Below are 25,311 nucleotides of genomic sequence, written 5' to 3'. Positions count from 1 at the left end.
TTGCTCGCCGTGGCGCCGGGCTTGCCGACTGGCCGGTTTCACGCTTGAATGCCGTCAGGATACACACCGATTACAGAGGGTACGCCTTGAGCACGTCCATCCTATTGCCCCCCGTGGTGATGAGCCTGAATGGCTCCGACCCGTCCGGCGGTGCCGGCATCCAGGCCGACATCCTGACGCTGGCCAGCCTCGGCTGCCACCCGCTGTCGGTGATCACCGCGATCACCGCGCAGGACAGCAGCGGCGTCGCCGACATGCTGGTGATGGACGCCGAATGGGTGCTCGACCAGGCACGGCTGCTGCTCGAGGACATGCGCGTCGCTGCGTTCAAGGTCGGCCTGATCGGCAGCATCGAGAACGTCGCGGCGATCACCGAGCTGGTGTCCGACTACCCGGACGTGCCGCTGATCCTCGACCCGGAGCTCGCCAACACCGGCGGCCACGATTTCGCCGACGAGGAGCTGCTGGAGGCGCTGCGCGACCTCTTGCTGCCGCAGGTCACCGTGCTGACGCCGAGCAGCCTGGAGGTGCGCCGCCTCGCCAGCAACGATCCGGACGAGGAGGACAGCCTGGAGCTCGCCGACGCGGCGCGCCGGCTCACCGCGCTCGGCTGCGAGTACGTGCTGGTCACCGGCGCGCACGAAAACACCCGCCAGGTCACCAACACCCTGTACCACGGCAACAGCGTGGTACGCGCCGACCACTGGGAGCGGCTGCCGACCGGCTACCACGGTGCCGGCGGCACGCTGGCCGCCGCGATCGCCGGCATGCTCGCCAGCGGCGCGCAGGTGCCCGAAGCGGTGCGCGAGGCGCAGGAATACACTTGGCAGACGCTGAAGCACGCGTTCCGCCCCGGCATGGGCCAGCACATCCCCGACCGGCTGTTCTGGGCGCGCGGCGGCGTCGACGAGGACGAGCAGCCCGCCTGATCCGCATCACTGAAAACTTCTTCCATCGACGCCGTCGCGCTGCAGAGCCGACGGCGTCGTCGTTTTGGCACGCTTGTTGCTTTTCCCGATCAGCCTGAATGTCTTGCCCAGCTTGGCCTCTTCGCTTTGCCATACTGGATAGAACCAATCTGCCGCCTTACAAATGGTTACGCATTTTGAAATGCGCTTCCATAACCTGCGGCGTAGCCTTTCGGCATAAAACTGTTTCGCTGACCAACCCCATGGCGGTCAATACCGTATGCAAGCTGGCGTGCCGAACCGGCCAGCTAGCCGTTCCGGGGTCCGCCAATGATGCTGTCGACACCCATGCACCGCGATTTACCCACTGCCGCGACCGGCCTGCTGCCCGGCTGGTCGGCCCGGCTGGAACTGGCCTACGCCCGTCACGGCGAACGCACCATTCCGGTGCATCGCCGTCATTTCGGCCCGCTTCGGGTGCAAAAACACTTCCATCCCGAGCCGTCCGGCGGCGTCTGCCACCAGATCATCGTCCACCCGCCCGGCGGCATCGCCGGCGGCGACGCGCTTGCCTTCGCCATTGCGCTTGAGCCCGGCGCACACGCGCTGCTCACCAGCCCCGGCGCCGCCAAGTGGTACCGCGCCCACGGCCGTGCCGCCAGCCAGACGCTGAATGCCCGCTTGGCCGAAGGGGCCGTGCTCGAATGGCTGCCGCAGGAGACCATCCTGTTCGACGGCAGCGACACCAGCCTCCACAACCATTTCGAGCTCGCCGGCGATGCCCGGCTCGTCTACAGCGACGTGGTCTGCCTGGGCCGCCCGGCCGCCGGCGAGCGCTTCGCCACCGGCCAGTGGCGCCAGGACAGCCGCATCGTGCGCGACGGCCGGCTGATCTGGGCCGAGCCGCTGCGCCTGGCCGGCAGCGACCCGCTCTTGACGAGCCGCATCGGCCTCGCCGGCCACAGCGTGGTCGGCACGCTGCTGTTCGCCGGGCCGAAGCTGCCGGCCGAACTGACCGCCCTCTGCCGCGAGCTCGTCGCCGACGGCCTGCTTGCAATCAGCCAGCTGCCCGAGCTCTGGGTGGCGCGCTTTCTCGGCGACTCGGCCGAAGCCGCCCATTCCGCCTTTCGCCAACTCTGGCGCCTGATCCGCCCCGAAGCCGTCGGCCTCGACGCGGTGGCGCCGCGCATCTGGAACACCTGACATGGACCTGACTCCCCGCGAGAAGGACAAGCTGTTGATCTTTACCGCCGCGCTGGTCGCCGAACGGCGCCGTGCGCGCGGCCTGAAGCTGAACTACCCCGAGACGGTGGCGCTGATCTCGGCCGCCATCATGGAGGGCGCGCGCGACGGCCAGACCGTCGCCGAGCTGATGCACTACGGCACCACCATCCTCGGCCGCGACGAGGTGATGGAAGGCGTGCCGGAGATGATCCCCGACATCCAGGTCGAGGCCACCTTCCCGGACGGCACCAAGCTGGTCACCGTCCACCAGCCGATCGCCTGAGGCCGCCATGACCCTCCTGCCGCTTCCGGCCGAAAAGTTGGCCGAATACCGCGACGCGCTGGCCCGGCTGCTCATCGACACCGTCGAGCATGGCGCCTCGATCGGCTACGTGTTGCCGATCACGCTCGCCACCGCCTACGACTGGGTGGACGGCCTCACCGCCTCGCTGGCGGACGGCTCGCGCCGGCTGTGGCTGGCGCAGGGCGACGACGGTCGCCTGCTCGGCAGCGTGCAGCTCGAACTCGCGCAACGCCAGAACGGCGTGAACCGCGCCGAGGTACAGAAGCTGATGGTGGCGAGCGGCCAGCGCCGCCAGGGCACCGCGCGCCGGCTGATGGCCGCGCTGGAGGCCGAGGCACTGACGCTCGAACGCGGACTGCTCTACCTCGACACCGAGGCAGGCTCGCCGGCCGAGGACTTCTACCATGCACTCGGCTACCAGCGCCTGGGCGAGCTGCCCGACTACGCCTACGGCGCCGACGGCGTGCTGCGCGCCACCGCGATCTATTTCAAGACCCTGTTCCGGAGACCCACCCGATGATTCCCGGTGAACTGATCGCCCAGCCGGGCGAAATCGAACTCAACGCCGGCCGCGCCACCGTAACGCTGACCGTCGCCAATACTGGCGATAGGCCGATCCAGGTCGGCTCGCACTACCACTTCGCCGAAACCAACCCGGCGCTGGCGTTCGACCGCGCCGCGGCGCGCGGCTTCCGCCTCAACATCGCCGCCGGCACCGCGGTGCGCTTCGAGCCGGGCCAGACCCGCACCGTCGAGCTGGTGGCGCTGGCCGGCCGCCGCCGCGTGGTCGGCTTTCGCGGCGACGTGATGGGGGACCTGTGATGAAGATCTCCCGTCAAGCGTACGCCGAGATGTTCGGTCCCACCGTCGGCGACAAGCTGCGCCTGGCCGACACCGACCTCATCATCGAGGTCGAGCGCGACTACACCGTCTACGGCGAGGAAGTGAAATTCGGCGGCGGCAAGGTGATCCGCGACGGCATGGGCCAGGGCCAGGCCCTGCATGCCGAGGTGATGGACACGGTGATCACCAACGCGCTGATCCTCGACCACTGGGGCGTGGTGAAGGCCGACATCGGCATCAAGGCCGGCCGCATCGCCGCGATCGGCAAGGCCGGCAACCCGGACATCCAGCCCGGCGTCGACATCGTGATCGGCGCGTCGACCGAGATCATCGCCGGCGAAGGGCTGATCGTCACCGCCGGCGGCATCGACACCCATGTGCACTACATCTGCCCGCAGCAGATCGATGAGGCGCTCTACTCCGGCGTCACCACCCTGATCGGCGGCGGCACCGGCCCCGCCACCGGCACCAGCGCCACCACCTGCACGCCGGGGCCGTGGCATATGGCGAACATGCTCAAGGCTGCCGACAGCCTGCCGATTAACCTCGGCTTCACCGGCAAGGGCAATGCCAGCGAGCCCGGGCCGCTGATCGAGCAGGTGCGGGCCGGCGCGATCGGCCTGAAGCTGCACGAGGACTGGGGCAGCACCCCGGCGGCGATCGACAACTGCCTGGCGGTGGCCGACCAGTACGACGTGCAGGTGGCAATCCACAGCGACACGCTCAACGAGGGCGGCTTCGTCGAGGACACGCTGGCGGCCTTGCGTGGCCGCACCATCCACACCTACCACACCGAGGGTGCCGGCGGCGGCCACGCCCCGGACATCATCAAGGCCTGCGGCCTGCCCAACGTGCTGCCGAGCTCGACCAACCCGACCCGTCCGTTCACCGTCAACACCATCGACGAGCATCTCGACATGCTGATGGTGTGCCACCACCTCGACCCGGCCATCGCCGAGGACGTGGCGTTCGCCGAGAGCCGCATCCGCCGCGAGACCATCGCCGCCGAGGACATCCTGCACGACAAGGGCGCGTTCGCGATGATGTCGTCCGACTCGCAGGCGATGGGCCGGGTCGGCGAGGTGGTGCTGCGCTGCTGGCAGACTGCCGACAAGATGAAGAAGCAGCGTGGCCCGCTACCCGAGGACGCGCCGGGCAACGACAACTTCCGCGCGAAACGCTACATCGCCAAGTACACCATCAACCCGGCGCTGACCCACGGCATCGCCCACGAGGTCGGCAGCATCGAGGTGGGCAAGCTGGCGGACCTGGTGCTGTGGCGTCCGGCCTTCTTCGGCGTGAAACCGAACCAGATCCTCAAGGGCGGCGTGATCGTCGCCGCGCTGATGGGCGACATCAACGGCTCGATCCCCACCCCGCAGCCGGTGCACTACCGGCCGATGTTCGGTGCGCTGCCGAGCGCGGTGGCCGACACCAGCCTGACCTTTGTATCGCAGGTGGCACTCGACGAGGGCATCGGCGAACGGCTGGGGCTCAGGAAACGGCTGGTGGCGGTGAAGGGCTGCCGCAGCGTGCAGAAGGCCGACCTGATCCACAACGGCTGGTTGCCCGACATCCAGGTCGACCCGCAGACCTACCAGGTCTATGCCGACGGCGAACTGTTGTGGTGCGAGCCGGCCGAGGTGCTGCCGATGGCGCAGCGCTATTTCCTGTTCTGAGGGGACCATCATGCTGGTACTGACCCGCTTTGTCGAAAGCGCCGAGCGCATCGACGACACGCTGCTCCTGACCTTCGAACTGCGCCAGAAGAGCCGGCTGCGCACCCGCGCCGTGTCCGGCGAGGAGGTGGGCCTGTTCCTCGAACGCGGCCAGCCGCTGCGTGACGGTACGCTGCTCGCCGCCGAGGACGGCCGGGTGGTGGTGGTGCGCGCTGCCGCCGAGACGCTGAGCCACGTGGTGGCCGCCAGCCCCACCGAGCTGGCGCGCGCCGCCTACCACCTCGGCAACCGCCACGTGCCGGTCGAGGTCGGCGACGGCTGGCTGCGCTTGGCCTGCGACCACGTGCTGATCGACATGCTGGCGCGCCACTTCGACGTGACGCTCAGCACCGTCGAGGCACCGTTCAACCCCGAGAGCGGCGCCTACGGCGGCGGCCACCACCACTCGCACGGCCAGGAGGCCGAGTTCCACTACGCCCCGAAACTGCACCAGTTCGCCAAGGCCCACCCATGAACACGCTCGCGCTACTGCAACTGTTCCGCCTCACCAGCCCGGCGCTGCCGATCGGTGCGTACAGCTACTCGCAGGGTCTGGAATCGGCGATCGAGCACGGCTGGGTGCACGACACCGTCAGCGCCGAGGTGTGGCTGGTCGAGCAGCTGGACGGCCCGCTCACGCGCTTCGAGCTGCCGCTGCTCGGCCAAGCGCTGGCCGCCGCAGCCGACGACGACGCGGCCGGGCTCGCTTCGGCCAACGCGCTGTGGCTGGCCAGCCGCGAGGCGGCCGAGCTGTACGCCGAGACGGTGCAGACCGGCTACTCGCTGAAGACGCTGCTGCTGGAGCTGCCCGAGCTCGACGTCGCGCAGCGTCGCACGCTGACCGAGCTGGAACCGCTCGGCCTGCCGGTGGCGTGGGCGGTGGCAAGCCGGGCACTCGGCCTAGACGCCGACGCGGCGCTGAGCGGCTATGTGTGGGCCTGGCTGGAAAACCAGGTGATGGTGCTGATGAAGGCGCTGCCGATGGGCCAGCTGGCCGGCCAGAAGCTGTTCTCGGCGCTGCTGCCGCGGCTGGCGGCGGTGCTGACCAGCTTGCCGGCAAGCCCCGAGTCCGGCTTCGCGCCGGGCCTCGCCTGGCTGTCGATGCGGCATGAGACCCAGTATTCGCGGCTGTTCCGATCCTGAAAGCGGTTTCAACATGGCTACGCAGACCCGATACCGCGTTGCGCGGTGCTCGAAATCCTCATGGACACCACGTCCATTCCGGTTTCTGCGCGCCGGGCGCCTTGTCTCGGGCCTGCTCGCCGATGCTGAAATCCGCTTTGCGGACAACCATTTTTAATCCCGAGGAGAATTCCATGGCTTCCAACCCCCTGCGCGTCGGCATCGGCGGCCCCGTCGGTTCCGGCAAGACCGCGCTCACCCTGGCGCTGTGCCGTGCGCTGCGCGACAAGTACAACATCGCCGCGGTCACCAACGACATCTATACCCAGGAGGACGCCCAGTTCCTGGTGAAACACGCCGCGCTCGATCCGGAGCGCATCATCGGCGTGGAGACCGGCGGCTGCCCGCACACCGCGATCCGCGAGGACGCGTCGATCAACCTCGAGGCGATCGCCCGGCTGAACGCGCGCTTCCCCGGCCTCGACATCGTGTTCGTCGAGTCGGGCGGCGACAACCTGGCGGCGACGTTCAGCCCGGAGCTGTCCGACCTGACCCTCTACGTGATCGACGTGTCGGCCGGCGACAAGATCCCGCGCAAGGGCGGGCCGGGCATCATGAAGTCCGACCTGTTGGTGATCAACAAGATCGACCTCGCCCCGCTAGTCGGCGCCTCGCTGGAAGTGATGGAGCGCGACGCGAAGAAGATGCGCGGCGAGCGCCCGTTCGTGTTCTCCAACCAGAAGATCGGCCAGGGGCTCGACGAGATCATCGCCTTCATCGAGGAAAAGGGCATGCTCACCCTACCGGCCGCGGCCCGCCGGGCCTGAGACGAGGAACCGTCTCGATGGCAAACCGCAGTCTCGTGAGCGTGCTGCGCTCGGTGTTCGATGACGCCGACGGCCCCCTGCGCGGCAGGGTGTTCCGCCTCTACGGCCTGTTGCTCGGCTTCAACCTGGCAGCCTGGGCCTGGGCACTGATCGCCTTCCGCGACCACCCGGTGCTGCTCGGCACCGCGCTGTTGGCATACAGCTTTGGCCTGCGCCACGCGGTCGACGCCGACCACATCGCCGCGATCGACAACGTCACCCGCAAGCTGATGCAGGAGGGCAAGCGACCGGTCACCGTCGGGCTGATGTTCTCGCTGGGCCATTCCACCATCGTGGTGGTGCTGTCGGTCGCAGTGGCCGCTACCGCGATGGCGTTGCAGACCCGCTTCGCCGAGTTCAAGGACGTCGGCGGCGTGATCGGCACCACGGTGTCGTCGCTGTTCCTCTTGGCGCTGGCGCTGATGAACCTGATGATCCTGCGCTCGGTGTACGGGGTGTTTAAACGGGTGAAGAACGGCGAACGCTACGTCGAGGAGGACTTGGACCTGCTCTTGGCCGACCGCGGCCTGCTGGCACGACTGTTCCGACCGGTGTTCCGGCTGGTGACGAAGGGCTGGCACATGTACCCGCTGGGCGTGCTGTTCGGCCTCGGCTTCGACACCGCCACCGAGATCGGTCTGTTGGGCATCTCGGCGGCATCGGCCGCCAAGGGCATGCCGGTGTGGACCATCCTGGTGTTTCCGGCGCTGTTCACCGCCGGCATGGCACTGCTCGACACCACCGACAGCATCCTGATGCTCGGTGCCTACGGCTGGGCCTTCATCAAGCCGATCCGCAAGCTCTACTACAACATGACGATCACGCTGGTGTCGGTGCTGGTGGCGCTAGTGATCGGCGGCATCGAGGCGCTCGGCCTCGCGGCCGACAAGCTGCAACTGAAGGGGGTGTTCTGGGACGCGATCGGCGCGCTGAACGACCACTTCGGCACCATCGGCTACCTCATCATCGGCCTGTTCGCGGCGAGCTGGCTGCTGTCGGCGGCGGTGTACAAGTGGCGCGGCTACGACGAGCTGGAGCTGCGTAGCTGAGCGTACCCGTCTGCCCACTACCAAACGATTTGGCCAACCCGTGAGGGTTGGCCAAAATTTTTTTGGGAACCGGAGGGCGACTCAGCGCACCACCCCGTCCGCCAAGCGCTCGGCGAAGTAGTCGACGATGCGTTCGCTCGCACCGCGGTGCGCGGCGGTGAAGCGCTGTGCCGCCGCGCCCATCGCGGCGCGTCGCTCGGCATCGGAGAGCAGCGCCACCATCTCGGCGACCAGCGTGTCGGCGTCGGCCACCTGCAGCGCCGCACCGGCCGCCAGCGCGAGCTCGCTCGCCTGCGGGAAATTGAACATCGACGGGCCGAACAGCACCGGCACGCCGACGCTAGCCGGCTCGATCAGGTTCTGGCCGCCCAGCGGCAGCAGGCTGCCGCCGACGAAGGCGAGATCGGCCGCCGCATAGTAGCCGAACAGCTCGCCCATGCTGTCGCCAATCCACACATCGACCTCGTCCGCCAGCGGCCCGCTCGTCGCGCTGCGCCGCGCCACGGTGAAGCCCTGCTGTTCGGCCAACGCCGCCACGCTGTCGAAGCGCTCCGGATGTCGCGGCACGATCACCAGCCGCGCCTTGGGGCGCACCTTGCGCCAGGCAGCCAGGATCAAGGCCTCCTCGCCGTCGCGGGTGCTGGCGGCCACCAGCACCGGCCGTTCCCCGAGCCAGGTGCGGAAAGTCCGGCCCAGCGCCAGCTGCGCCGCTGGCGGCGCGAAATCGTATTTGGTGTTGCCGCAGACCTTGATATTGCGGGTGCCGAGCAACACCAGCCGCGCCGCGTCGGCCTCGGTCTGCGCCGCCACGCCGGCGAGGCTCGCCAGCGCCGGTCGGATCAGCGGCGCGACGCGACGGTAGCCGCGGTACGACTTGTCCGACAGCCGCGCGTTGCCGAGCAGCAGCGGCACGCCGGCCTTATGCGCCGCGTGGATCAGGTTCGGCCACAGCTCGGTTTCCATCAGCACACCGAAGCGCGGCCGGTAGGCGGCGAAGAAGCCGGCCACCGCGCGCGGGAAATCGTACGGCAAGTAGCGCACTTCGGCGTCCGGGTACAGCTGGAGCGCGGTCGCGCGCCCGGTCGGCGTCATCTGGGTGATCAACAGCGGCGCATCCGGATAACGGGCGCGCAGCGCGTGCACCAGCGGCAGCGCGGCGCGGGTCTCCCCCACCGACACCGCGTGGATCCAGATCGCGCCGGTCGCACGCGGTGCATAGCCGTCGCCGAAGCGCTCATCCCAGTGCTCCAGATACGCCGGCGCCTTCTTCGCGCGCTTTTTCAGATAGCGCCTCAGCAGCGGCCGGATCAGCCAGCCGGCCAGAGTATACAGCCGCCGTGCCACGCTCACCGCGGCGCTCCGTGCATCGTCATCAGCGTCCGGTACACGGTGTCGACGTCCGGGCACTGACGCTCGCCGCCCAGGTTGGCCGAACGCACCGTCTCGATCACGCCGGTCGAGGCCGGGTCGGTGTCCGTATAGATGCCGACCAGCGGCACGTCGAGCGCGTTCGCAAGGTGCAACAGGCCCGTATCGACACCGACCACTGCCTCGGCATGGCCAAGCAGGCCGGCCGCATCGCGCAAACTCATCCGCTCCGGCACCAAGGCGCCCGGCAGCGCTACGGCGAGCCGCTCGGCGCGCGCTCTCTCCTTCGCATTGCCCCACGGCAACACCGCGCGCCAGCCGTGCGCCTCGGCCAAGCGCTTGCCCAGCGCGATCCAGTGCGGCTCGGGCCACAGCTTGCTGTCGCGGCTGGTCGCATGCAGCAGCACCACATAGGGATCGGCCGGCGCGGCGGTGGGTTTCTCCGGCGCCGGCACACCAAAGCGCGGCGCGCCGTCGGCCCGATAACCGAATACCTGCGACAGCAATCGGCGGCAGCGTTCGACCGCCGGCAGCTGCCAGCTGGCGGCATAGGTCTTGTCATAGAACAGGCAGGCGAGCGGCTCGCGGATGCTCTTGCGGTCGTAGCCGGCCAGCGGCGCGCGGCCCCAGCGTGCCGGGATCGCGCTCTTCACCAGGCCTTGCAGGTCGACCACTTGGTCCCAGCCGCCACTGGACAGTGCCGCCTTGCAGGCGCGGACCTCGCGCCAGGTCGAGGGCGAAAACGGCGCACGACGCCAGCGCCGCCACGAAAACGGAATCACCCGCACCACGGCCGGGTGCAAGGCGGCAATGTCGGCGAAGGCATCCTCGACGAGCCAGGTCAGCGACAGATTGGGGTAGTGCGTCTTGAGTTCGGTGAGCGCCGGCCAGGTGTGGATAAGGTCGCCCATCGAGGAGGTGCGCACGATCAGCACGTTCATCATGGCCGGCATTGTAACCGAGCGCAGCTGTGGTTAACCAAGCGGGAGAGGGGAGAGTCGGGTGTGGATAAGCAGCTGTGGATAAGAGGTGGCGGTTTTATCCACAACTTATCGTGCTCTCGCGACCCGACTCGCCACCATGATTATCAACAACAGAACACCCTGAAAACAAGTTGTTTTTTCTGTTTGTCCACACATTTGTACAGCGTACATCAGTAGTTTCATTTTATAAAAGGGCAAAGAGAAAAAAACGAGCGCGGGCAAAAAAACGATCTGCACAAGTGGCACTGATCAGACGGCGACCAGCATGTGGATAAGCAGGGCTTTTGCAGACCGGCACAACTTATCCACAAGCGATACGAACGTAAGCATGGCGACCACTAACAAGGCATCACCCATGGTAACCCATTGAATTCGTAAGAAATTATGACTTATCCACAGAGAAGTTGGCCCTAGTATCAGTTTCATCCAATTAAAAAAACAATAACTAAGAAAAGAACTGTCCGTGAAAACCGGACCGCCCTTCTGTCTACAAAAACCAGCAAGGTGAACTGCCAACAGACAGGACGATGCCAATAAGGCTAAACGGAGCGAAACCCAGGCATGGTCAGTGATAGCAAGACGCTATCGGCTACGATTTACCCCCAGAAAAACGGGGTTTTATGTCATTGGCTTCACCATTGTCATGCTCATGGAATGATTCGCGCTCATAAATGGCCGGGACATCGCTCGGAGCAATGTGAATAAGCAACTCGGGGGCTTTGCCGGCCGGATCGGCAGGCAGGGACGTGGTACAGTGCCGCCACGACAGGAAGGACAGAACAAGCATGAAGATCGGCATTGCCTGCAACGCCTTCGGTTACAGCGGCGGTTTCGAACGCTACGCCCTCGACCTGGTGAATGGTTTGCAGCGAATGGGCATCACCCCGACTTTTTTTGCCCGTCGCTTCGATACCGCGCTCGCCGAGTACCGGATGATCGAGCCGGTTGAAATCAAGGTCGGCTGGCTGCCCGGCAAACTGCGCGACGGCGCGTTTTCCCGGGCATTGGAAAAGGAAAAGGCTCGCCACGGCATCGAGCTCTTGATCGGCTGCAACCGCAACACCGCTTCCGACGTCGCCGTATGCGGCGGCACCCACCGCGGTTACCTCGCCGCCAGCGGCAAAGCGGCGGGTTTCTGGGATAGCCGGCAGATCGCGCTGGAAGAGTGCTTCTACGCCAATGCCCGGCGGGTGATTGCCCACTCGGCGCTGATGGCCAAGGAGCTGGCGACGCTTTATCAGGTACCGGCAACGAAACTGGCCACGCTGTACCCGCCGGTCAGCGGCGAACGCTTCGTCACGGTGGACGACGAGCAGCGGCGAGCCTTGCGCCGCCGCTTCGGCCTACCGGACGACAAGGTGGTGTTCGTGTTTCCCTCGTCCAGCCACCAGCGCAAGGGCCTGCCGGTGCTGCGCGCGGCGTTCGAACGGAGCGGGCTGCCGGTCTTGCTGGCAGTAGTTGGCCGGCCGCTCGACAAGCCCGGGCGCAACCTGATCGACCTCGGTTATCAGAAGCATATCGAGCAGCTCTATCAGGCGGTCGACTACACCATCCTCGCCTCGAGCTACGAGCCGTTCGGTCTGGTCGGCATCGAGTCGGCGCTGTGCGGCACGCCGCTGGTGTTGGCCGACAATATCGCCTGCACCGAGGTGCTCAGCGACGCCGCTTGCCTGCGCTTCGACCGCGAGCAGCCGGCAACGCTGGAGGCTGCGCTGGCCGAGGCGGTGCGACGCGTCGGGGCGGGAGCGGCCCGGCTGGCCGAACCGCGCCGCGAAATCCGCTACGATGCCGATGTCACCCGCCATGTCGAACAGCTGCTGGCCTGTGCCGGGCTGCGGTAGAATCGGCGTTTTGATCTGCTTTCCCCCTTATGACCGCTCCAGCCAAGCGCGCCTCGATCAGTGTGATCGTGGTGGCGATGAACGAAGCTCACGATATCGGCGACTGCCTGCGCTCGGTGCGCGACTGGGCCGACGAGATGATCGTGTTCGACTCGGGCAGCACCGACGGCACCCAGGCACTGTGCCGCGAGCTGGGCGCCAAGGTGTTCGAGACCGATTGGCCGGGCGACGGCCCGCAGAAGAACCGCGCACTCGACCAGGCCACCAGCGAGTGGGTGCTGTGCCTCGACGCCGATGAGCATGTCGGCGAGCAATTGCGCGGAGAAATCCTGCAATTGTTGGAAAACGGCAGCGAACATGCAGCCTTCTCCACGCCGCGCCGCTCACGTTTCTGCGGCAAGTTCATGGCGCATTCGGGCTGGTGGCCGGACCGCATCGTGCGGCTGTTCCGCCGCGAGAAGGGCCGCTTCACCGACGTGCGCACCCACACCCACCTCAAGATCGACGGCAGCACCGGCCGCTTCAACGGCCCGATCATCCACTATGCGGTCGCCGACCTGCACGAGTCGCTCGCCAAGGTGAACGACTACTCCAGCGCTGGGGCGCTGACGATGCAGGAGCGCGGCAAGACCGCCTCGCTGGCCTCGGCGATCGGCCACGGCTTCTGGGCGTTCTTCCGCACCTACATCATCAAGCGCGGCTTCCTCGACGGCGCCGAGGGCTTTGTGCTGGCAGTGTCGAATGCCGAGGTGTCGTACTACAAATATGTCAAGCTGATGCTGATGAATAAGAACAAAGCGCGTTGATCACTGCAATATTTGAGAAGAAGCCGGCTGATGCCGGCTTTTTTTGCGCTGCAAAATTGTCGGACGGGTGGCGAAAAACTGGGCTAGATTGAGTCTGTTGGCATGCTGTCTGAGGCATGTCGTCGCGCAGAAAGGCGGACGGGTATGGACATGGCAAGCATCGAATTCGGCGAGGCGGTGCCGGAGCAGGCCGCGGTGATCGGCATGCTGCTGCGCGAACACGGCCCGAATGCCTGGAACTGGCTGCCCGAGGACAATGTGGTCGCGACACTGGCCGAGCTGGCCGCCGGGCGCGGCGGTGCCCTGCTAGCCTGGGACGGCGGCGACATCGTCGGTGCGATGATCTGGCGTCGCGACGATCCGTATCCGGCGCTGCGGCCGGCCGACATCCCGCCCGAACAGGCGGCCTACCTCGCCGAGGCGGTGGTGCACCGCGACTACGCCGGCCGCGGGCTGGGCGGGCGGCTGCTGCGCGAGCTGAACGGCCGGCTGGCCAGTCGCGGTATCCGCTGGCTCGCCGCCGAACGCCACGAGGAGAATCTCGGCTCGGCCGGCATGATGCGCAAGGCCGGCTACAAGGTGCTCTCCGCGTACGACGACCCGCAGCGCCGTCACGCCGGCAATCGCCGCACTGCGGTGTGCGGACGGCGCCTCGACGAGGCGGGCAGCCGCCTCGCACACGTGCGGCGCATGGCCGAGTACAACCACTGGATGAACGAAAAGCTCTACCACACGCTCGAAGAGCTCCCCGAGGCGACGCTCAGCGGCAATATGGGCGCGTTTTTCGGCTCGCTGCTCGGTACGCTCAACCACCTGCTGGTCGCCGACCTGTTGTGGATGAAGCGCTTCGCCGAGCTGCCCGAGCCGGGCATGCTGGCGGTGCTGCGCGAGCGGGCGGCGCCGGTGGCGCTGAACAGCTGGCTGAGCCACAGCTTGGCTGGGTGCCTGGCCGAGCGGCGTCAACTCGACCGGCTGCTGCTCGACTGGTGTGCGGCGCTGACCGAGGCTGAGCTCGACCAGCCGCTCAGCTACCGCAATATGCGCGGCGTCGCGGCGACCAAGCCGCTGTTCCCGGTGCTGATGCATCTGTTCAACCATCAGACCCATCACCGCGGCCAGCTCAGCACGCTGATGTCGCAGCTGGGGCTGGATCCCGGGGTCACCGACCTGGTGGTGCTGATCGACGACGTGTGACGAACAGGCATGAAAAAGCCGCCAACAGGCGGCTTTTTCTTTGAACGGTAGGTTCAGCCGAACAGGCTGGCCGTCGCCGTCAGCGACCAGTCGACGGTGCCGCGACCGCGTGCGGCCAGCCAGGCGTTGGCCTGCGAGAAGTGGTGGTTGCCGAAGAAGCCGCGGTGCGCCGCCAGCGGCGAAGGATGCGCCGAGCTGAAGATGGTGTGCCGGCTGGTGTCGATGCGCTCGGCCTTGCCCTGTGCCCAGTTGCCCCACAGCAGGAACACGCAGCCCGGGTTCTCTTCGTTCACCGCATCGATCAGCGCATCGCTGACGGTCTGCCAGCCGAGCTTGCCATGGCTGCCGGCGCGGTCGGCCTCGACGCTGAACACGCTGTTGAGCAGCAGTACGCCCTGGCGTGCCCATGGCGTCAGGTCGCCGCTGTTGGCCGGCCCAATGCCCAGGTCGGCGGCCAGTTCCTTGTAGATATTGCGCAGGCTCGGTGGTACCCGCACCCCGTCCGGCACCGAGAACGACAGCCCCATCGCCTCGCCCTCGCCGTGATACGGGTCCTGGCCGAGGATCACGACCCGCACGTCGCGCGGGCTGCCGAAGGTCAGCGCGTGGAAGATCTGTTCGCGCGGCGGGTACAGCGCCTTGCCGTCCTGCGCGGCGGCGCTCAGGGCCTTGTCGATGTCGACGAGCACGCGTGTGCACTCGTGGCGGCGCAGCACCGTCTCCCAGTCGGGATGGACACGGGCCAGGGCCGGCGAAAGGTAGTCTAGGGTCATGGCGGACTCTGTTCAGGTTGGCCGAGCACTCGGCCCGCGCGCAAGGCGCACAATAAAAAAGGCGGCCGTGGCCGCCTGCGTCGGTTCCCCGGTGGCTCAGTAGTGAGCCATCGTCGGGTCGACCTCGTTGGCCCAGGCATCGACGCCGCCCTTCAGGCTCAACACAGGCTCGAAGCCGGCGTTGGCGAGGAACAGCCCGGCGTGGTAGCTGCGCACGCCGTGGTGGCAGACGGTGACGATGGTCACGTCGTCCGGCAGTTCGCCCATCTGCAACGGGATCAGATTCATCGGCATGTGGCGCGATCCGGGGATGGCGGCGATCGCCACCTCCCAGCCCTCACGCACGTCGAGCAGCAAGGGCTGTGCGCGCGACTCGTCAGCGAGCCAGGCAGCGAGGTCCGCCGCGCCGATTTCCTGTACGCCGCTCATCAGAAGCTGAAGCGGTTCGGTTCGGCGGCGTCGATCGCGTTCAGGCGGTCGATCACCACGTCGAATAGCACGGTTTCGCTGAACACGCCCTGGCTTTCGTGCTTGATGCGCAGTGCGCGCATCATCGGCAGGTCACCGACCACCACGACCATGCGGCCGCCGACGGCCAGTTGGGCCTTGAGCTGCTCCGGCACCACCGGCAGCGAGCCGCCGACATAGATCGCGTCGTACGGTGCCTGGGCGGCGTGGCCGTGCAGGCCGTTGCCCTCGACCAGGGTGACGTTCTCGACGCCGGCCTTCTTCAGGTTGGCGGCGGCGCGGTCTTTCTGCGCCGGGTCGATTTCGACGCTGTAGACATGTTTGCCAAGGGTGGCGAGCAGGGCGGTCACGTAGCCCGAGCCGGTGCCGATCTCGAGGATCTTGTCGTCGGCTTCGACATCCAGGTCCTGCAGCAGGCGGGCTTCCACCTTCGGCTGCAGCATGCGGCTGCCGTTGGACAGCGGCAGCTCGGTGTCGATGAACGCCAGGGTCTTCTGCGCATCGGCGACGAACTCCTCGCGCTTGACCTCCATCAGCAGGTCCAGCACTTTGAGATCGAGCACGTCCCACGGACGAATCTGCTGCTCAACCATATTGAAACGGGCTTGTTCAAAATTCATTGACCGACTCCGGCTGCAAGGGCATGAGATAGCTTGCGATTATCCCATATTTGCCTTACCTTTACAGCACTGCGGGCATCCTGGAAACCGTTTCCAGGGGGTCTGCATGCATGCCTGGCATCGCTAGGGGTCCTGCGCGCATGACGCGTGGGTGAGAAATACCCTTGGAACCTGATCCGGATAACACCGGCGTAGGGAAGCGAAGAGACCGCCAAGCCCCGTCCGGGGCCCGTCTGTGCGGTAAGTCCGTCTCCTGCGTCGACACCCCCACTCTTACGCAGGAGCTACTCCGATGAATACCCCCGCCGATCTGAACGTGGCGATGAAGGTGGACGAAGCCGCCATCCAGCCGCTGCCCAATTCCCGCAAGATCTATGTCGAAGGCTCCCGCCCGGACATCCGCGTGCCGATGCGCGAAATCAGCCAGGCCGACACCCCGACCCAGTTCGGCGGCGAGCAGAACCCGCCGATTTACGTCTACGACTGCTCCGGCCCGTACACCGACCCGGCCGCCCTGATCGACATCCGCTCCGGCCTGCCGGCGCTGCGCGCCGCCTGGATCGAAGAGCGCGGCGACACCGAACAGCTTGCCGGCCTGTCCAGCGAATACGGCCGCACCCGCGAAGCCGACGAGAAGCTCGACCATCTGCGCTTCAACCTGACCCGCAAGCCGCGCAAGGCGAAGCCGGGCTGTAACGTGACGCAGATGCACTACGCCAAGCGCGGCATCATCACGCCGGAGATGGAATACATCGCGATCCGCGAGAACCAGAACCGCGCCGCCTACGTCGAGTCGCTGAAAGCCACCGGCAACCAGCGCCTGCTGAATCTGATGACCCGCCAGCACAAGGGCCAGAACTACGGCGCGCTGACCGTCGACGAGATCACCCCGGAATTCGTGCGTCAGGAAGTGGCTGCCGGCCGCGCCATCATCCCGAACAACATCAACCACCCGGAATCCGAGCCGATGATCATCGGCCGCAACTTCCTGGTGAAGATCAACGGCAACATCGGCAACTCGGCCGTCACCTCGTCGATCTCCGAAGAAGTCGACAAGATGACCTGGGGCATCCGCTGGGGCGCCGACACCATCATGGACCTGTCGACCGGCAAGAACATCCATGAAACCCGCGAATGGATCCTGCGCAACAGCCCGGTGCCGATCGGCACGGTGCCGATCTACCAGGCGCTGGAGAAGGTCAACGGCAAGGCCGAGGACCTGACCTGGGAAATCTTCAAGGACACGCTGATCGAGCAGGCCGAGCAGGGCGTCGACTACTTCACCATCCACGCCGGCGTCTTGCTGCGCTACGTGCCGATGACCGCCAACCGCATGACCGGCATCGTGTCGCGCGGCGGCTCGATCATGGCCAAGTGGTGTCTGGCGCATCACAAGGAAAACTTCCTCTACACCCACTTCGAAGACATCTGCCAGATCATGAAGGAGTACGACGTCGCCTTCTCGCTGGGCGATGGCCTGCGTCCGGGTTCTGTGTGGGATGCCAACGACGACGCGCAGCTGGGCGAGCTGAAGACGCTGGGCGAACTGACCCAGATCGCCTGGAAGCACGACGTGCAGGTGATGATCGAAGGCCCGGGCCACGTGCCGATGCAGCTGATCAAGGAAAACATGGACAAGGAACTGGAGTGGTGCCACGAAGCGCCGTTCTACACCCTGGGCCCATTGACCACCGACATCGCACCGGGCTACGACCACATCACCTCGGCGATCGGCGCCGCGCAGATCGGCTGGTACGGCACCGCGATGCTGTGCTACGTCACCCCGAAGGAGCACCTCGGCCTGCCGAACAAGGACGACGTGAAGGAAGGCATCATCACCTACAAGCTGGCCGCGCACGCCGCCGACCTCGCCAAGGGCCATCCGGGCGCGCAGATCCGCGACAACGCGCTGTCCAAGGCACGCTTCGAGTTCCGCTGGGAAGACCAGTTCAACCTTGGCCTGGACCCGGACCGCGCGCGCTCGTTCCACGACGAGACGCTGCCGAAGGACAGCGCCAAGGTCGCGCACTTCTGCTCGATGTGCGGCCCGCACTTCTGCTCGATGAAGATCACCCAGGACGTGCGCGAATTCGCCGCCAGCCAGGGCGTGTCCGACGAGGAAGCGCTCGCGAAGGGCATGGAAGTGAAGTCGATCGAGTTCATGAAGGGCGGCGCGAAGCTCTACGACAAGGTCTAACTGTCGGCCGTTCGGTCAACGTTGGAAGATGAAACGGCAGCCTGCGGGCTGCCGTTTTTGTTGCTCGATGCGATTCGAACGGCTTTGCTTGGACGCTTGGGCGGACTATGTTGCCAAAGAGGCGGTAGCGGATAAGGGCGGCGAGACACCCGGTGGCAGTCCGGACGCCTTTTCTTGGAGCCTGTGCATGATCTAGTGAGCGAAGGGTCAGCCAAGGTGAAATGAGGCGAAAAAGCAGAATCTACTCATCGAACAGACAAGCATGTTGGGCCTCATTTCAACGCAGGATCACCCGAGCGCAGCAGATCATGAGCAGGTCTCAGTTCGTGAAAGGGCGGACAAGAGGTGTCATGACTTCCATCACCAAAGGAGCTCTGCCATGAAACTCGCCAGCGTTGCCCTGTTGGCGCTCGTGCTGACCGGATGTGCCACCCACTCCGCTTCCCCCACTGCGCAGGCCAGCAGCACGGCAAGCTGCAAGCCCACCTCGGAGCAAGAGATCGCAGCGCTGTTCGATCGCTGGAACCAGTCGCTGCAGACCCGAGACCCGCATCGGGTGGTCGCCAACTACGCGGAGCACTCCATCCTGCTGCCGACGGTGTCCAATCAGCCGCGCCTCACCCCGGCCGAGAAGCTGGACTATTTCCAGCACTTTCTGGCGAACGGACCGTCCGGCAAGATCGACATGCGCTTCATCGAGCTCGGCTGCAATTCTGCCGTGGATGCTGGGCTCTACACCTTCACCTTCACCAAGACGGGGGCTGTCGTGCATGCCCGCTATACCTATACCTACCGCTGGGATGGGACGAAGTGGCTGATTACCAGCCACCACTCGTCGGCCATGCCGGAGAACAAGTAGGGGTTATCGCGTCTGTGCCAAGACGCATCCGGCGTGTGCAATAGAAAGCGATGGTCTTCCGACCGCCGTTTTCTATTGCGCGCCGAGCTTGTCGAGCGGATCCACCACCCGACGTTCGTCGCGGTTTAGCCCCGTAGGGTGCAATAAGCGCAGCACATTGTGCCGTATCTGTTGAGATGGGAAAACGCTGCATTTTTTTCTATCTCTTAACTCGATCGTTGGATGATAGAAGCCATGTGGGCTGGCTGAGCGGCGGAATAATCTGCATGAAGCCGATTTCGTGTTATTCGTGAAATGACAAATATATAAAATATCGAAAAATATGATAAGGTGAGGCACGCAATTTATGCGTCACTATCGAGGTGGCCTACACCTTCATTCCTATGGAAAAGCTATTAAGATGAAAAAACAAACCAGCATGAGAACAGCTGCCTTCGCTTTATTTATTGTCGCTGCTACTACAATAGCTGCTGATTGGGCAATGGCCGACACCGTACAAGTGACTAATTCGGAGACGGACAAGACTATCGCTTCTACTCAAAAGCCAACAGAAGAACCCAATTCCGAAGGGATTTCTGGTACGTCGCGTCCTGATAGCAAATTGGCAAAATTAAAAATCGGTATGAAAATGGATGAAGTGCAGGAAGTCATGGGGCATGCACCGGATAAAACAAATAGCTACGAGACCGGAAAACGATGGATTCCGTTCTACTTTGGCAGTGATGCCCGGCGCCTCGAAGCTTTATATAAAGATGATGGCTGTTTGACTTTCACTGGCGGGAACGTCTGGGGCATCTCTGGCGGTGAACTAATCCACATTGAATTCGACCCGACTGGAAAGTGCTTTAAGAAGAGTTGATTCAGTCCCGTAGGGCGCAATAAGTGTAGCGCATTGCGCCCTATCCAAAAGACCGGCGCGGTTATGCATGCCTGCTATATCTATATTTACCAACGGGACTGGACGAAATGGCTGATCACCAGCCACCACTCGTCGGCGATGCCGGAGAAGCAATAGCCACGGCATGAGCTGGCCAACCCTGGCCGAGAGGCCTTACCGATCCCACGCTATTCGACGGCCGAGGCAAGTACGCCGCCGCAGACAGGAGAACAGTCCCATGATCGACACCCCCCGGATTGCTCAGACAGATGCCCGGCTGACCGCCGTCATTCATCTCACCGTTGCGCGGGCAGAGATCCAGCGCGTCATGGGGCCGGCCATCGCGGAGGTGCTGGCCACGATAGCGGCCCAGGGCATCGCGCCAACGGGTCCGGTGTTCTCGCACCACCTGAACATGGACCCGGACACCTTCGATGTTGAGGTCGGCGTACCGGTCGCTTCGCCAGTGACCCGGACTGGCCGGGTCACGCCGGGCGAGCTGCCCGCCGCGACGGTGGCGCGCACCGTCTACCACGGCCCCTACGAGGGACTGGGTGTGGCGTGGGGCGAGTTCATGGCCTGGATCGCCGCGGCAGGGCACGAGGCCGCCCCGGACTTGTGGGAGCGCTACGTCACCGGTCCCGAATCGGGCCCCGATCCGGCGAGCTGGTGTACCGAGTTGAATCGTCCGCTGTTATGCTGATTGATTATTGACGCTCATCAGGAGTCCGCATGGATCGCCATGCCACCGGTACCTTCGAGGTGCAACTTCCTATCCTTCCGCTGTACGACGTCGGGGCCGACGCACTGCTCGGCCGGCGCGCGATCGACAAGCAGTTTGTCGGTGAACTCGAGGCGACGAGCCGTGGCGAGATGTTGTCGGCCGGGACGGCCGTGCAGGGGTCGGCGGGCTACGTCGCCATCGAGAAGGTGACCGGCACGCTGCAGGGCCGCACCGGCACTTTCGTGCTGCAGCACAGCGGCACGATGACACGCGGCGCGCCGCAGCTGGTCGTCACCGTCGTGCCGGATTCCGGCACCGGCGAGCTGACGGGGCTGTCCGGCACGATGGCGATCAATATCGCCGACGGCAAACACCATTACGCGTTCGCCTACAGCCTTCCCGGAACCGCCTGAAGGCGCGCCGGCCCAGGCCCATCGAATCGGATCGTCGCATGGCTGAGCGGGCACGCTGGTCGCAGCAGGTGACAGAAGGCAGCAATGCCCTGGATCTGGAAGCGGGCGTGTTCACCCTTGACGATCCACACGACATCGCCCTGTCGCTGCAACGCTCGGCGGAGCGCAGCGAGCGGAGAAAAACGGACCCGTTTCGTTCGGCGATGTCGATGCTCACCTTCTACATCAACCGCGCCGGCCACCAGTTGTCCATAACGCAGCGCGAACGCCTGGAGCAGGCGAAGGACGAGCTCCGATCGCTCTATGGAAGGCCGCGGCGGCGTCCGTGATCGCTCTGTCCACGTCATCGAGATCCTCCCCGCCGCCTGACCCCCAGGCGCATTAGAGCCACTAACAAAATCCCCTTGGCGTTGTTATGCGGCCTGCCGTACTACTTGTACTGTCTGCGGCCGCACGCCTAGCCAAGACCGCTTCGCTGGGTTTGGTTAGCGGCTCGTAGCCCATCCGCATCGCCTTTCCCGCCGGCAAACCATGCCGTCTGGCAGACTGAAATTGTCTTCTTATAATTCATTTCATGAAGAAAGAATGGCCGCATTCTGCAGGCGCGGTCGAGCGAACAACACATGGAACGGCATGCCAACGGGGAGCACCACCATGCTAGACAGCGTCTTCAAGCTGACAGAACACAATACCAGCGTCCGCACCGAGATCATCGCCGGTATCACCACCTTCCTGACGATGGCCTACATCATCTTCGTCAACCCGACCATCCTGTCGACCACCGGCATGGACAAGAATGCGGTGTTCGTTGCCACCTGTCTTGCCGCCGCCACCGGCTCGCTGATCATGGCCTTCATGGCGAACTGGCCGATCGGCATGGCGCCGGGCATGGGGCTGAACGCTTTCTTCGCCTTCACCGTGGTCGCCGCGATGGGCTACACCTGGCAGCAGGCGCTCGGCGCGGTGTTTGTGTCCGGCACGGTGTTCATCATCCTCACCGCCACCGGCATCCGTTCCTGGCTGATCTCCGGCGTGCCCAAGTCGCTGCGCTGCGCGATCGGTGCGGGTATCGGCCTGTTCCTCGCCATCATCGCGCTGGGTAATGCCGGCATCGTGGTCGCCAACCCGGCTACCAAGGTCGGCCTCGGCAACCTGCATGCCCCGCAGGCGCTGCTGGCGATCTTCGGCTTCTTCGTGATCGCGGTGCTGGATGCGCTGCGGGTGCGCGGGGCCATCCTGATCGGCATCATCGCGGTCACTGTGCTGAGCATGCTGCTCGGCCTCAACCAGTTCAACGGCGTGTTCTCCGCCCCGCCAAGCCTGGCGCCCACCTTCCTGAAGCTGGACATTGCCGGCGTGCTGCACGGCGGCTTCATCCACGTGATCCTGGTGTTCGTGCTGGTCGAGGTGTTCGACGCCACCGGCACGCTGATGGGCGTGGCGCGCCGCGCCGGCCTGATGGAGGGAGAGCGCTACAAGGGCTTGGGTCGCGCGCTGTTCGCCGACAGTATCGCCATCTTCCTCGGCTCGCTGATGGGCACCAGCAGCACCACCGCCTATATCGAGAGTGCCTCCGGCGTGCAGGCCGGCGGCCGTACTGGCCTGACCGCGCTGACCATCGGCGTGTTGTTCCTCGCCGCGCTGTTCCTGGCGCCGCTGGCCGGCTCGGTGCCGGCGTACGCCACCGCCCCGGCGCTGCTCTACGTGGCCGGCCTGATGCTGCACGAACTGCTCGACGTGGAATGGGACGACATCACCGAGGCGACCCCGGCCGCACTGGCGGTGCTGGCGATGCCGTTCACCTACTCGATCGCCAATGGCCTGTCGTTCGGCTTCATCACCTACGCGGTGCTCAAGCTGTTTACCGGCCGCATCAAGGAAGTACACGCCGCCAGCTGGGTGATTGCCGCGCTGTTCCTGATCAAATACGTCGCGTTCGGCTGACTGCGTTCCCGCCTGACCGGACAAGGAAAGGCGCAAGTGAAACGGCAGCCCATGGGCTGTCGTTTTCCGTTCGGAGAGACAATGCAATGTCTATGCTTTTGGTATTGGCATGGTGCTAATGATCGTCCCTACGCCTCAATCGACAAGGAAACCGCATGAGCCGACAAATCTTCGTCAACCTGCCGGTGAAGCAGCTTGACCGTTCGATCGCCTTCTTCCGCGCGCTGGGCTTCGACTTCAATGCCCAGTTCACCAACGAGGAGGGGGCCTGCATGGTGGTCGCCGACGGCCACAACTACGTGATGCTGCTGGCCGAGGACAAGTTCAGGAGCTTCGCTCCCCACCCGATCAGCGATGCCACCCGCGCAACCGAAGTGCTGGTGTGCCTGTCCTGTGCTAGCCGTGCCGAGGTCGACGAGCTGGTCGCCAAGGCGCTCGCCAACGGTGGCTCTACCTATAAGGAGCCGGTCGACTACGGCTTCATGTACGGCCACGGCTTCCTGGACCTGGACGGCCATGTCTGGGAACTGGCGTATATGGACCCGGCTGCCATCGCCTCGGCGTGATCCCCGTTTCGGCCAGCTTTGGCCTAACGCGTGGGCAGTAAAAACGGCAGCCCGTGGGCTGCCGTTGTTGCGAGTGTAGCGGAGGGGGCGTGTCAGTGGGTGAACAGCACCAGCGCGCCGACGATCCAGCAATACAGTGCGAACGGCCGCATCGCGTTCACTTCCTGGCGCTTGAACCAGGCCATCAGCGCCCACACGCTCAGGTAGGCCACCACGCCGGCCACCACGCCGCCGATCAGCGCGGTCTGGAACGTCGCCGCGTCGGCCTGACGCGCCAGCTTCGGGATTTCCAGCACGCTGGCGCCGACGATGATCGGCGTGGCCAGCAGCATCGAGAAACGCGCCGCCGCGCCGTGGCTCAGGCCGGCCCAGAAGCCCGCCACCATGCTCGCGCCCGAGCGCGAGAAGCCCGGAATCAGCGCCAGCGACTGCGCCAGACCCACGCCGAGTGCCTGCGGCACCGTCAGCTCGGTCAGCTCCTTGCGGCCACGGCTGCGCGCCTTCTCGCCGACGAACAGGATCACCCCGTTCACGATCAGAAAGATCGCCGCGAACATCACATTGGCGAACATCCCCTTCAGCGCCTTCTCGAAGATCAGCCCGAGCAGCGCCGCCGGCACCGTGCCGATCACCACCAGCTGAAACTCGCGCCGCGCCACCGCGTCGTGTCTGCCGAACAGGCTCTTCGCGTAGGCGATCCAGTCTTTGCGGAAGAACAACAGCAGCGCCACCGCGGTGCCCAGGTGCAGCAGCACCACCACCGGCAGGAAGTGCACCTTCAGGAATTCGGGCGTCAGATCCCAGTGAAACGCCCACGGCGTCAGCACGGCGTGCGCCACGCTGGAAATCGGAAACAGCTCGCTGATCCCTTGCACGATGGCAAGGATGAGGGTTTGCAGCAGGGTCATGGCAGGGTCCTGTGGATAACTGCCGCCATTGTAATGGATGAGTCGTGCGGTTTTGTTACGAGATGCACGCGGGAGGGCTTATCCACAGCGGGCCGAGTGAGCGGCGCTTCGGCCCACTTTGAGAGTGGTCGGCTCAATGAAACTGGGTACGGTACGCCCGAGCCAGATAATGCAGAAAGCCTCGATCTTGCTCATTTTGCGAAGGGGGTTGCTTGCCGTGAAACAGGATGAACTGGCGGATCCAGCTGGTGTAGGGCTGCTCGGTGCGTAGGCTGTAATGCTTGAGACGGATGCGGTCGATGACCTGATCGAGCAGCTTGGGGGAAGCCACGACGTGTTTGCCTGTAGGTTTACGATTACCCTTTTGTCATAGGCGCTGATGTGGCAAGCTGTCCAGGTGGATGGATTGGTCTTCGCGTCGCTTCCGACGCATTTTTTTACGTCTTTTAGGACGGGCGGCCTCAATAACCAAGTGCAACAGGGTTAATGTTTCTCGGCTTGTCGCGATTCAATCACGGCATCCAGATGTTCGGCAAACACCTCGATCGGCATCTTGAATTTCAACACTGCACGTGGGCGTGTGTTCAGCCGGTGCGCGATAGCATCCAGTTCTTCCTGGCTGTGCACGGACAGGTCTGTCCCTTTGGGCAAATATTCCCGGATCAGGCCGTTGGCGTTCTCGTTGCTACCCCGCTGCCACGGGCTGTGTGGGTCGGCAAAGTAGACGCGAATACCG

At 64.9% G+C, this 25,311-nt stretch carries 29 protein-coding genes and 1 riboswitch; of the genes, 21 read left to right on the top strand and 8 right to left on the bottom strand.

The window, feature by feature from the left end; all coding sequences use genetic code 11:
* Positions 1-86: 86 nt before the first annotated feature.
* The 10 genes from thiD (at position 87) to QU481_RS05530 (ending at position 8,034) form a co-directional block, all read left to right on the top strand.
* Positions 87-929 carry a bifunctional hydroxymethylpyrimidine kinase/phosphomethylpyrimidine kinase gene (gene thiD / locus QU481_RS05575; RefSeq protein ID WP_289828927.1) on the top strand — a complete coding sequence of 281 codons (843 nt, stop codon included), beginning with the start codon at positions 87-89 and terminating at the stop codon, positions 927-929.
* 309 nt (positions 930-1,238) lie between these two features.
* A complete protein-coding gene (locus QU481_RS05570; RefSeq protein WP_289828926.1) occupies positions 1,239-2,111 on the top strand; it encodes an urease accessory protein UreD in 873 nt (290 codons plus the stop codon).
* A 1-nt stretch (position 2,112) separates the two neighbouring features.
* A complete protein-coding gene (locus tag QU481_RS05565; protein ID WP_289828925.1) occupies positions 2,113-2,415 on the top strand; it encodes an urease subunit gamma in 303 nt (100 codons plus the stop codon).
* A gap of 7 nt (positions 2,416-2,422) precedes the next feature.
* Positions 2,423-2,956, top strand: coding sequence for a GNAT family N-acetyltransferase (locus QU481_RS05560; protein WP_289828924.1), 534 nt, complete (start codon positions 2,423-2,425; stop codon positions 2,954-2,956).
* Positions 2,953-3,258 (top strand): urease subunit beta, encoded by a 306-nt coding sequence (locus QU481_RS05555; protein WP_289828923.1) that lies wholly within the window; start codon positions 2,953-2,955, stop codon positions 3,256-3,258. Before QU481_RS05560 ends, QU481_RS05555 begins: the two co-directional genes overlap by 4 nt.
* The gene (gene ureC, locus QU481_RS05550) at positions 3,258-4,958 is read left to right on the top strand and encodes an urease subunit alpha (protein WP_289828922.1); all 1,701 of its coding nucleotides are present in this window, start codon (positions 3,258-3,260) and stop codon (positions 4,956-4,958) included. Before QU481_RS05555 ends, ureC begins: the two co-directional genes overlap by 1 nt.
* Before the next feature lie 10 nt (positions 4,959-4,968).
* Positions 4,969-5,472: an urease accessory protein UreE gene (ureE, locus tag QU481_RS05545; RefSeq protein WP_289828921.1), complete on the top strand. Its 504-nt coding sequence runs from the start codon at positions 4,969-4,971 to the stop codon at positions 5,470-5,472.
* Complete coding sequence (locus tag QU481_RS05540) at positions 5,469-6,140, top strand: urease accessory protein UreF (protein WP_289828920.1); 672 nt, start codon at positions 5,469-5,471, stop codon at positions 6,138-6,140. Before ureE ends, QU481_RS05540 begins: the two co-directional genes overlap by 4 nt.
* 173 nt (positions 6,141-6,313) lie before the next feature.
* A complete protein-coding gene (gene ureG, locus QU481_RS05535; protein WP_289828919.1) occupies positions 6,314-6,946 on the top strand; it encodes an urease accessory protein UreG in 633 nt (210 codons plus the stop codon).
* A 17-nt stretch (positions 6,947-6,963) separates the two neighbouring features.
* A complete protein-coding gene (locus QU481_RS05530; RefSeq protein WP_289828918.1) occupies positions 6,964-8,034 on the top strand; it encodes a HoxN/HupN/NixA family nickel/cobalt transporter in 1,071 nt (356 codons plus the stop codon).
* Between the two features lie 81 nt (positions 8,035-8,115).
* Here QU481_RS05530 and waaA read toward each other — a convergent pair whose 3' ends face one another.
* Entirely contained in the window at positions 8,116-9,378 is a 1,263-nt protein-coding gene (gene waaA / locus QU481_RS05525) for a lipid IV(A) 3-deoxy-D-manno-octulosonic acid transferase (RefSeq protein WP_435382722.1), read from the bottom strand.
* A 2-nt stretch (positions 9,379-9,380) separates the two neighbouring features.
* Positions 9,381-10,346 carry a lipopolysaccharide heptosyltransferase I gene (gene waaC, locus QU481_RS05520; protein ID WP_346432422.1) on the bottom strand — a complete coding sequence of 322 codons (966 nt, stop codon included), beginning with the start codon at positions 10,344-10,346 and terminating at the stop codon, positions 9,381-9,383.
* A gap of 824 nt (positions 10,347-11,170) precedes the next feature.
* Here waaC and QU481_RS05515 point away from each other — a divergent pair.
* The 3 genes from QU481_RS05515 (at position 11,171) to QU481_RS05505 (ending at position 14,226) form a co-directional block, all read left to right on the top strand.
* Entirely contained in the window at positions 11,171-12,226 is a 1,056-nt protein-coding gene (locus QU481_RS05515; protein ID WP_289828916.1) for a glycosyltransferase family 4 protein, read from the top strand.
* A gap of 29 nt (positions 12,227-12,255) precedes the next feature.
* Entirely contained in the window at positions 12,256-13,032 is a 777-nt protein-coding gene (locus QU481_RS05510) for a glycosyltransferase family 2 protein (protein ID WP_289828915.1), read from the top strand.
* Between the two features lie 150 nt (positions 13,033-13,182).
* Positions 13,183-14,226, top strand: a complete 1,044-nt coding sequence (locus QU481_RS05505) for a DinB family protein (RefSeq protein ID WP_289828914.1) — start codon at positions 13,183-13,185, stop codon at positions 14,224-14,226.
* A 53-nt stretch (positions 14,227-14,279) separates the two neighbouring features.
* On the opposite strand, the gene ung is transcribed toward QU481_RS05505, so the two are convergent.
* The 3 genes from ung to QU481_RS05490 form a co-directional block, all read right to left on the bottom strand.
* Positions 14,280-14,999: a uracil-DNA glycosylase gene (ung, locus tag QU481_RS05500; RefSeq protein ID WP_289828913.1), complete on the bottom strand. Its 720-nt coding sequence runs from the start codon at positions 14,997-14,999 to the stop codon at positions 14,280-14,282.
* A gap of 96 nt (positions 15,000-15,095) precedes the next feature.
* Positions 15,096-15,428 carry a rhodanese-like domain-containing protein gene (locus tag QU481_RS05495; RefSeq protein ID WP_289828912.1) on the bottom strand — a complete coding sequence of 111 codons (333 nt, stop codon included), beginning with the start codon at positions 15,426-15,428 and terminating at the stop codon, positions 15,096-15,098.
* A complete protein-coding gene (locus tag QU481_RS05490; RefSeq protein ID WP_289828911.1) occupies positions 15,428-16,087 on the bottom strand; it encodes a protein-L-isoaspartate O-methyltransferase family protein in 660 nt (219 codons plus the stop codon). The genes QU481_RS05495 and QU481_RS05490 overlap by 1 nt, the downstream gene beginning before the upstream one ends.
* 115 nt (positions 16,088-16,202) lie before the next feature.
* Positions 16,203-16,302: riboswitch (TPP riboswitch) on the top strand.
* A gap of 107 nt (positions 16,303-16,409) precedes the next feature.
* On the opposite strand from QU481_RS05490, the gene thiC reads away from it, so the two are divergent.
* The 8 genes from thiC (at position 16,410) to QU481_RS05450 (ending at position 23,667) form a co-directional block, all read left to right on the top strand.
* Positions 16,410-18,284 carry a phosphomethylpyrimidine synthase ThiC gene (gene thiC, locus QU481_RS05485; protein ID WP_494337224.1) on the top strand — a complete coding sequence of 625 codons (1,875 nt, stop codon included), beginning with the start codon at positions 16,410-16,412 and terminating at the stop codon, positions 18,282-18,284.
* A 379-nt stretch (positions 18,285-18,663) separates the two neighbouring features.
* Positions 18,664-19,143, top strand: a complete 480-nt coding sequence (locus QU481_RS05480) for an SgcJ/EcaC family oxidoreductase (protein WP_289828909.1) — start codon at positions 18,664-18,666, stop codon at positions 19,141-19,143.
* 400 nt (positions 19,144-19,543) lie between these two features.
* Positions 19,544-20,002 carry a hypothetical protein gene (locus tag QU481_RS05475; RefSeq protein ID WP_289828908.1) on the top strand — a complete coding sequence of 153 codons (459 nt, stop codon included), beginning with the start codon at positions 19,544-19,546 and terminating at the stop codon, positions 20,000-20,002.
* Positions 20,003-20,165: 163 nt separating this feature from the next.
* A complete protein-coding gene (locus QU481_RS05470) occupies positions 20,166-20,723 on the top strand; it encodes a GyrI-like domain-containing protein (protein WP_346432421.1) in 558 nt (185 codons plus the stop codon).
* 29 nt (positions 20,724-20,752) lie between these two features.
* Positions 20,753-21,157 (top strand): DUF3224 domain-containing protein, encoded by a 405-nt coding sequence (locus tag QU481_RS05465; RefSeq protein WP_289828906.1) that lies wholly within the window; start codon positions 20,753-20,755, stop codon positions 21,155-21,157.
* 38 nt (positions 21,158-21,195) lie between these two features.
* Positions 21,196-21,486 (top strand): DUF3175 domain-containing protein, encoded by a 291-nt coding sequence (locus QU481_RS05460; protein WP_289828905.1) that lies wholly within the window; start codon positions 21,196-21,198, stop codon positions 21,484-21,486.
* 304 nt (positions 21,487-21,790) lie between these two features.
* A complete protein-coding gene (locus QU481_RS05455; protein ID WP_289828904.1) occupies positions 21,791-23,101 on the top strand; it encodes an NCS2 family permease in 1,311 nt (436 codons plus the stop codon).
* 155 nt (positions 23,102-23,256) lie between these two features.
* Entirely contained in the window at positions 23,257-23,667 is a 411-nt protein-coding gene (locus tag QU481_RS05450; protein ID WP_289828903.1) for a VOC family protein, read from the top strand.
* A 92-nt stretch (positions 23,668-23,759) separates the two neighbouring features.
* Here the strand turns inward: QU481_RS05450 and QU481_RS05445 are convergent, their stop codons facing one another.
* From QU481_RS05445 to QU481_RS05435, 3 genes are all read right to left on the bottom strand, one after another.
* On the bottom strand, positions 23,760-24,575 hold the full coding sequence (locus tag QU481_RS05445; protein WP_289828902.1) for an undecaprenyl-diphosphate phosphatase: 816 nt from the start codon (positions 24,573-24,575) through the stop codon (positions 23,760-23,762).
* A 133-nt stretch (positions 24,576-24,708) separates the two neighbouring features.
* On the bottom strand, positions 24,709-24,906 hold the full coding sequence (locus tag QU481_RS05440) for a phage integrase N-terminal SAM-like domain-containing protein (RefSeq protein WP_289828901.1): 198 nt from the start codon (positions 24,904-24,906) through the stop codon (positions 24,709-24,711).
* A gap of 152 nt (positions 24,907-25,058) precedes the next feature.
* Positions 25,059-25,311, bottom strand: a 253-nt coding sequence (locus QU481_RS05435) for an IS30 family transposase (protein WP_289828900.1), incomplete at its 5' end; no start/stop codon positions are given.

The organism is Crenobacter oryzisoli, assembly GCF_030385785.1.
Lineage (GTDB): Bacteria > Pseudomonadota > Gammaproteobacteria > Burkholderiales > Chromobacteriaceae > Crenobacter_A > Crenobacter_A oryzisoli.
This window is presented reverse-complemented; position numbering and strand designations above follow the sequence as displayed.

Bases quoted from the DNA above. Each gene is read 5' to 3' on its own strand.
- QU481_RS05570 (WP_289828926.1), top strand. From the start codon at position 1,239: ATGATGCTGTCGACACCCATGCACCGCGATTTACCCACTGCCGCGACC.
- QU481_RS05565 (WP_289828925.1), top strand. From the start codon at position 2,113: ATGGACCTGACTCCCCGCGAGAAGGACAAGCTGTTGATCTTTACCGCC.
- QU481_RS05560 (WP_289828924.1), top strand. From the start codon at position 2,423: ATGACCCTCCTGCCGCTTCCGGCCGAAAAGTTGGCCGAATACCGCGAC.
- QU481_RS05555 (WP_289828923.1), top strand. From the start codon at position 2,953: ATGATTCCCGGTGAACTGATCGCCCAGCCGGGCGAAATCGAACTCAAC.
- ureC (WP_289828922.1), top strand. From the start codon at position 3,258: ATGAAGATCTCCCGTCAAGCGTACGCCGAGATGTTCGGTCCCACCGTC.
- ureE (WP_289828921.1), top strand. From the start codon at position 4,969: ATGCTGGTACTGACCCGCTTTGTCGAAAGCGCCGAGCGCATCGACGAC.
- QU481_RS05540 (WP_289828920.1), top strand. From the start codon at position 5,469: ATGAACACGCTCGCGCTACTGCAACTGTTCCGCCTCACCAGCCCGGCG.
- ureG (WP_289828919.1), top strand. From the start codon at position 6,314: ATGGCTTCCAACCCCCTGCGCGTCGGCATCGGCGGCCCCGTCGGTTCC.
- QU481_RS05530 (WP_289828918.1), top strand. From the start codon at position 6,964: ATGGCAAACCGCAGTCTCGTGAGCGTGCTGCGCTCGGTGTTCGATGAC.
- waaC (WP_346432422.1), bottom strand. From the start codon at position 10,346: ATGATGAACGTGCTGATCGTGCGCACCTCCTCGATGGGCGACCTTATC.
- QU481_RS05515 (WP_289828916.1), top strand. From the start codon at position 11,171: ATGAAGATCGGCATTGCCTGCAACGCCTTCGGTTACAGCGGCGGTTTC.
- QU481_RS05510 (WP_289828915.1), top strand. From the start codon at position 12,256: ATGACCGCTCCAGCCAAGCGCGCCTCGATCAGTGTGATCGTGGTGGCG.
- QU481_RS05505 (WP_289828914.1), top strand. From the start codon at position 13,183: ATGGCAAGCATCGAATTCGGCGAGGCGGTGCCGGAGCAGGCCGCGGTG.
- ung (WP_289828913.1), bottom strand. From the start codon at position 14,999: ATGACCCTAGACTACCTTTCGCCGGCCCTGGCCCGTGTCCATCCCGAC.
- QU481_RS05495 (WP_289828912.1), bottom strand. From the start codon at position 15,428: ATGAGCGGCGTACAGGAAATCGGCGCGGCGGACCTCGCTGCCTGGCTC.
- QU481_RS05490 (WP_289828911.1), bottom strand. From the start codon at position 16,087: ATGAATTTTGAACAAGCCCGTTTCAATATGGTTGAGCAGCAGATTCGT.
- thiC (WP_494337224.1), top strand. From the start codon at position 16,410: ATGAAGGTGGACGAAGCCGCCATCCAGCCGCTGCCCAATTCCCGCAAG.
- QU481_RS05480 (WP_289828909.1), top strand. From the start codon at position 18,664: ATGAAACTCGCCAGCGTTGCCCTGTTGGCGCTCGTGCTGACCGGATGT.
- QU481_RS05475 (WP_289828908.1), top strand. From the start codon at position 19,544: ATGAAAAAACAAACCAGCATGAGAACAGCTGCCTTCGCTTTATTTATT.
- QU481_RS05470 (WP_346432421.1), top strand. From the start codon at position 20,166: ATGAGCTGGCCAACCCTGGCCGAGAGGCCTTACCGATCCCACGCTATT.
- QU481_RS05465 (WP_289828906.1), top strand. From the start codon at position 20,753: ATGGATCGCCATGCCACCGGTACCTTCGAGGTGCAACTTCCTATCCTT.
- QU481_RS05460 (WP_289828905.1), top strand. From the start codon at position 21,196: ATGGCTGAGCGGGCACGCTGGTCGCAGCAGGTGACAGAAGGCAGCAAT.
- QU481_RS05455 (WP_289828904.1), top strand. From the start codon at position 21,791: ATGCCAACGGGGAGCACCACCATGCTAGACAGCGTCTTCAAGCTGACA.
- QU481_RS05450 (WP_289828903.1), top strand. From the start codon at position 23,257: ATGAGCCGACAAATCTTCGTCAACCTGCCGGTGAAGCAGCTTGACCGT.
- QU481_RS05445 (WP_289828902.1), bottom strand. From the start codon at position 24,575: ATGACCCTGCTGCAAACCCTCATCCTTGCCATCGTGCAAGGGATCAGC.